The 5,536-nt window shown below is 73.2% G+C and carries 6 protein-coding genes; 4 read left to right on the plus strand and 2 right to left on the minus strand.

What is annotated here, in order from left to right; all coding sequences use genetic code 11:
- Positions 1-987: AAA family ATPase (locus EAO72_RS41125; protein WP_148022494.1), on the plus strand; the 987-nt coding region annotated here is incomplete at its 5' end.
- Positions 988-1,019: 32 nt separating this feature from the next.
- Here EAO72_RS41125 and EAO72_RS41130 read toward each other — a convergent pair.
- A complete protein-coding gene (locus EAO72_RS41130) occupies positions 1,020-1,817 on the minus strand; it encodes a maleylpyruvate isomerase family mycothiol-dependent enzyme (RefSeq protein ID WP_148022495.1) in 798 nt (265 codons plus the stop codon).
- Between the two features lie 160 nt (positions 1,818-1,977).
- Here EAO72_RS41130 and EAO72_RS41135 point away from each other — a divergent pair, with 160 nt between their 5' ends.
- From EAO72_RS41135 to EAO72_RS41145, 3 genes are all read left to right on the plus strand, one after another.
- Positions 1,978-2,712, plus strand: coding sequence for a response regulator transcription factor (locus EAO72_RS41135; protein ID WP_261991877.1), 735 nt, complete (start codon positions 1,978-1,980; stop codon positions 2,710-2,712).
- Positions 2,699-4,777 carry a sensor histidine kinase gene (locus EAO72_RS41140; protein WP_410090567.1) on the plus strand — a complete coding sequence of 693 codons (2,079 nt, stop codon included), beginning with the start codon at positions 2,699-2,701 and terminating at the stop codon, positions 4,775-4,777. The genes EAO72_RS41135 and EAO72_RS41140 overlap by 14 nt, the downstream gene beginning before the upstream one ends.
- 125 nt (positions 4,778-4,902) lie before the next feature.
- Positions 4,903-5,340: a hypothetical protein gene (locus EAO72_RS41145; protein ID WP_148022496.1), complete on the plus strand. Its 438-nt coding sequence runs from the start codon at positions 4,903-4,905 to the stop codon at positions 5,338-5,340.
- 87 nt (positions 5,341-5,427) lie between these two features.
- Here the strand turns inward: EAO72_RS41145 and EAO72_RS43920 are convergent.
- Positions 5,428-5,536: LPXTG cell wall anchor domain-containing protein (locus EAO72_RS43920; protein ID WP_148022497.1), on the minus strand; the 109-nt coding region annotated here is incomplete at its 5' end.

Genomic DNA, 5,536 nt, shown 5'->3' on the forward strand with positions numbered 1-5,536 from the left:
GTCGGGCTCCGTCGGGCTCCGCGCTGTCCGTGCCCCCGGGAGGAGTCGGCCCCGGGCGCGGGCCCGACTCCTCCCGGGGGCACGGACAGCGCGGAGCCCGACGCCGAGGCGCGGGCCCGGCTGCTCGCCGAGGCGCAGAAGTCGCTCGACGGCATGATCGGCCTGGAGCCGGTGAAGCGCCAGGTACTCACGCTGATCGCCCAGTTGCGCATGGCCGCGCTCCGTGAGGAGCAGGGGCTTCCCGGCGGGGCGCGGCCCCGGCACTTCGTCTTCGCGGGTCCGCCCGGCACGGGCAAGACGACCGTCGCCCGCATCATCGGCAAGGTCTTCGCCGGGCTCGGGCTGCTGAGTTCGGGGCATGTGATCGAGGCCCAGCGCGTCGACCTGGTCGGGCAGCACCTCGGGTCCACGGCCATCAAGACCAGCAAGGTCATCGATTCGGCGCTGAACGGGGTGCTGTTCATCGACGAGGCGTACGCCCTGTCCAACAGCGGGTACAGCGGCGGCGACGCGTTCGGTGACGAGGCGTTGCAGGTGCTCCTGAAGCGGGCCGAGGACGACCGGGACCGGCTCGTCGTCGTGCTCGCCGGGTACCGCGAGGAGATGGCCGGTCTGCTCGCCGCCAATCCGGGGCTCGTTTCGCGCTTCACCACGCGGGTCGACTTCCCGTCCTACTCCGCGCAGGAGCTGGTCCTGATCGCCCGCGCCGTCCTGGCCTCCCAGGGCGACGAACCGGATGAAGGGGCGGTCGAGGTCCTCGGGACGTTCTGCTCGGCGATCGTGGACGGCGGGATGGCCGACACGGTGGGCAACGCCCGTTTCGCCCGGGAGCTGTGCCAGAAGGCCTCCGCGCAACGGGATCTACGGCTGTACGCCACGCATGCCGACAGCACGCCGACCCGTGCGGAGATGGTGACCGTGCTCACCGAGGACGTGGTGGCCGCGCACCAGGAGCTCATGGAGTCGCACGAGAACAGCGCTTCGTAGGCTGCGCGCCGCCCGGTCGCGCCCGTGCGTCCTCAGGGCGCCGTGAAGTACGCGGGGAACCGGGGCCCGAGCCACGGCTTGCGGCCCCAGGCGAAGACGCGTCCCCGGGCCATGGCACCCACCGGCGAGCTGCGGCCGAGCGCCATCAGCAGGAACGCGACCGGCTCGATGGAGATCGTGCAGTCCGGGCGGTCCGGCAGTTCGTGGCCCACGGCCGCCGTTCCGTCGGTGAACGTCACGCCGAAACGGCCGCCGCCCCACAGCCGTACCGCGTAGCGGGTGTTCAGCCCTGCCGTGGTGGTGGCTTCGGTCACCCGCGGCATGGCATGGATCATGAACGGGAGCGTCAGACGGACCCGGTCGGCGTCGACCATGTGCGGGCGCTTCAGCGCACGGGCCAGGTCGTAGCCGTGGCCCAGCATGTGCGTGAGGAGGTACGAGACGAGGACCGCGCGGTTCATCGTGCCCATCGGTGTCATCAGCGTCTCGTCCGCGGGATGTCCGGTCACCGCGTCCAGGCAGGCGGCGGCCTGCGCCACGATCATCGCCGCCAGGGGTTCCGTCGCGCGCTCACCGAAGGCCGCGAGCGCCTCCTCGTTGGCTGCGGCGATGCTCTGCGGGCTGCCGTCGCCGTGGGACCTCGGGTGTCCGGCCGCCACGTCGGCCATCAGCGCGTTGGCCTGCGCGAGATGGGCCGCCACCTCCCCGACCGTCCATGTCAGCCCCGGTACGGGAGCTCCGGTGTCGGGGGCGGTGCGCAAGAGCTCCGCGATCTCCTCGGCCGTCGTGCGTATCGCGTCGGCCAGTCCCTCGGGCAGCACTCCACACATGTCCCGTCCCGCGTTCGGCTCCACTGCGCCACCGCCCTTCCGAACGCCGCCCGCGCGTCCGCCGCCCACTCCGGTTACCTGCGGGTACACAAGAGCAGTTCACCGGGCCTCCCGGCAAGAGGTCGACACCCTCCGTTCGAACCCCTCTACGATCGGACGCGTGTGCGCACATGTGATCATCGCCGAGGACGACGCGAAACAGGCGGAGCTTCTCCGCCGCTACCTCGAACGGGAGGGGCATGCCGTCACCGTCGTCGGCGACGGCCTCGCGGCCCTCGACGCGGTCCGGCACCGGGAGCCGGACCTGCTGGTCCTCGATGTGATGATGCCTCGTGCCGACGGTCTGGACGTGGTACGCGTCCTGCGCGCCGAGCTCCGGGAGCTGCCGGTGCTGATGCTGACGGCCCGCTCCACGGAGGACGATCTGCTGCTCGGCCTCGACCTCGGTGCGGACGACTACGTGACCAAGCCGTACAGCCCGCGCGAACTGATGGCCCGGGTCCGCACGCTCCTGCGCCGCAGCCGGCGCGCGTCGGACACCGGCGAGACCGCTCCGGCGGACACGGCCGTCCTGACGGTGGGGACCCTGGTGGTCGATCCCACCCGGCACGTGGTGTCGGTCGGCGGCGAGGCGGTGGAATGCACTCCGGGCGAGTTCAGGATCCTGGCCGCTCTGGCGGCCGAGCCCGAGCGGGTCTTCACCCGCCAGCAACTGCTCGCCGAGCTGCACGGCTTCGACCGGTACATCAGCGACCGCACGGTCGATGTTCACGTCATGAACCTGCGGAAGAAGATCGAGCCCGCGCCGCGCCGGCCCGCCCGGCTCCTCACGGTCTTCGGTGTCGGCTACAAGCTGACCGACCCGGCGAAGGCCACGGCCCGTGCGTCGTCGTAGCGAGGGGCGCCCACGGCGCGGAACGCGCGGAGCGGCGCCGGAGTCCGGGGCGTCGTCGGCACGCCTGCCGTTGCGCAAGAGCCTGTTCGCCCGGCTGCTGGCCGTATCGGCTCTGGTGGCGGCGTGTTCGGTCGCCGCCACGGCCTGGCTCGCGGTCCAGACGACGTCCGGCGCGATCCTGAAGGAGCAGGGGCAGAACCTCACCGCCGACGCCCGGATCTACCACAGCCTGCTCGGCTACGCGGCGGCTCATCCCACCTGGGACGGTGTCGCCGAGACCGTGCGCGACCTGGCCGAGCAGTCCGGCCGCCGGATCGCGCTGACCACCCAACAGCGCACGCCGCTCGCCGACTCGGCCGCCCCGGAGAGGGCGGCGGCGCTGCCCGCCCAGGCGTCGGCGATCGTGGACCCGCTGTCGGTGGACACCGCGCTGGCCGCCGAGAACGCGGGCCCGTCCGGCACTCCTGCGGACCGGGTCGATCCGCGAGCGGTCGGGCCGTTCCGGCTGCCGGCCACGGAGCGTACGGCGTTGCGGCAGATCGCGGACCGGGGCGTGGCCTGCCTCAGCGACGCCGGGATCGCCTCGGACGTCGTCYGGACCGAGAGCGGACGCCCGGTGATCCAGGTGGTGGGCAACGACCCGGAACGGATTCAGGGAACCCGCTGCACCACCGAAGCCCTGGACGCGCCGACGGCCACCGAGAAGCAGGCGCTGAAGGCCCTCAACCAGCTGGCCGACGCCTGTCTGAAGCGTCAGGACCGCAGCGGCGTCCACCTGAAACTCGACCTCTCCTGGGGGCAGAGCGCGGAACCCGTGCCCACGGCGGTCCCCACCATGCCGCCGACCGAGGCGCCGCGCACCGCACCCGGCATCGAACCGGAAGCCGCGCCGAGCACGACGCCGACGGAGACGCCCAGCGTCATGCCGAGCGCCGCACCCGCAACCGCCGTCGGCACCGGCGAGGACGACCGGGCCATCGCCTCCTGCGTGGGCACCGCGCGCCGGGAACAGCTCAGCTCGTACGTCGCCTCGCCCGCCCTGCTCTTCATCAGCGACACCGGCGGCACCACCGTCCCCGGTTTCGACCTCTCCCCGGCGAACACCGCCAGGATCGCCGGCGCGGCCGCCCTCGTCCTGGCCCTCACCGTCGGCGCCTCGGTGCTGGTCGGCGCCCGGCTCGTCCGGCCCCTGCGCGCCCTGACGGGCGCCGCCCAGCGGATGCGGGACGGGGAGGACACCGCACCGGTGCGGGTCGCCGCGGACAACGAGATCGGGCGGCTCGCCGCCACGTTCAACGACATGTCCGCCCACCGCGCACAGCTGGAATCCCAGCGCAAGGCCATGGTCAGCGATGTGGCCCATGAGCTGCGCACCCCGCTCAGCAACATCCGTGGCTGGCTGGAGGCGGCGCAGGACGGGGTGGCCGATCCCGACCCGGCCTTCATCGCCTCCCTGCACGAGGAGGCCGTGCAGTTGCAGCACATCATCGACGACCTCCAGGACCTCGCCCAGGCCGACGCGGGCGCCCTGCGGCTGCACGCGGAGCCGGTACGGATCGAGGAACTGCTGAGCCAGGTCGCCGCCGCACACCAGGCCCGCGCCGAGACGGCCGGGGTGACCCTGACGGTGCCGCCGTCACCGCCGGACCGCCCCGTACCCGGGCTGACGGCCGACCCCGTCCGGCTGCGCCAGGCCATCGGCAACCTGGTCTCGAACGCGGTGCGCCACACCCCGTCCGGCGGGCAGGTCACCCTGCGCGCGTACGGCTCCGCGTCGGGCGACGCGGTCCACGTGGACGTGGCCGACACGGGCACCGGCATCCCGGCCGAGGACCTCGTCCACGTCTTCGACCGCTTCTGGCGCGGTGAGAAGTCCCGCAGCCGTCGCACGGGCGGCAGCGGGCTCGGGCTGGCGATCGTACGGAAACTGACGGAGGCTCACGGTGGCACGGCGACGGCGGCCAGTGTGCCGGGCGAGGGCTCGGTGTTCACCCTGCGTCTTCCGGCCGACCGGCCGGAAGGCGCCCCCGTGGCCGGTTCCGCGGACGGCCCCGGGCAGCCCTGATGCGATGACCACAGCGTTCTGACAGCTTCTTCATAACTTCGCGCCAGCCTGTCGGCACGCCTCGCGCCGCGGTGCGCTCCCGCATCGCGGCGCCGTCGAGGCCGACCTGGAACGGAGCCATGTTCATGCCCCTGCGTACGTCTCTGCGTACCGCCGTCCTCACCGCTGTCGCGGTCGGCGCGGTCTGCGTACCCGCCACCGCGGCGTTCGCCGACTCCTCGCCCACGCCCACGGCCACGCCGTCGGTCGTACCCGCGTCGCCGAGTTCCGAGCCCTCCGCCGCCCCGACCCGGGCACCCTCCACCGCCACCCCGTCCGAGCTGCCGCGGGGCGGCGTGGCCGCGGGCGACAGCCCCTCGCCGGCCCCGGCCGAGCCGACGGCCGTTCCGTCGGAGGTCCCGTCGGTCGCGCCCCGGGGCGGAGTCGCCGCCGGTGAGGAGCCGTCCGGTGCGGCGAACGACAACACCGCCACCGTCATGGGTTCCGCCGTGGCCGCCCTGCTGATCGGCGGCGCCGGAACGATCGTTCTGCGCCGCCGCCACAACGGCCGCAGCAACGGCTGATCGTCACCCCGTAGCCGAACAGACCGCAGTGGCGCCGCCCTTCACCCGGGCGGCGCCACTGCGGTCTGTTCGGCTACGGGGTGACGATCAGCCGTTGCTGCGGCCGTTGTGGCGGCGGCGCAGAACGATCGTTCCGGCGCCGCCGATCAGCAGGGCGGCCACGGCGGAACCCATGACGGTGGCGGTGTTGTCGTTC

Source organism: Streptomyces sp. OR43, from assembly GCF_008042275.1.
Taxonomy (GTDB): Bacteria; Actinomycetota; Actinomycetes; order Streptomycetales; family Streptomycetaceae; genus Streptomyces.

Bases quoted from the DNA above. Each gene is read 5' to 3' on its own strand.
- EAO72_RS41130 (WP_148022495.1), bottom strand. From the start codon at position 1,817: ATGTGTGGAGTGCTGCCCGAGGGACTGGCCGACGCGATACGCACGACG.
- EAO72_RS41145 (WP_148022496.1), top strand. From the start codon at position 4,903: ATGCCCCTGCGTACGTCTCTGCGTACCGCCGTCCTCACCGCTGTCGCG.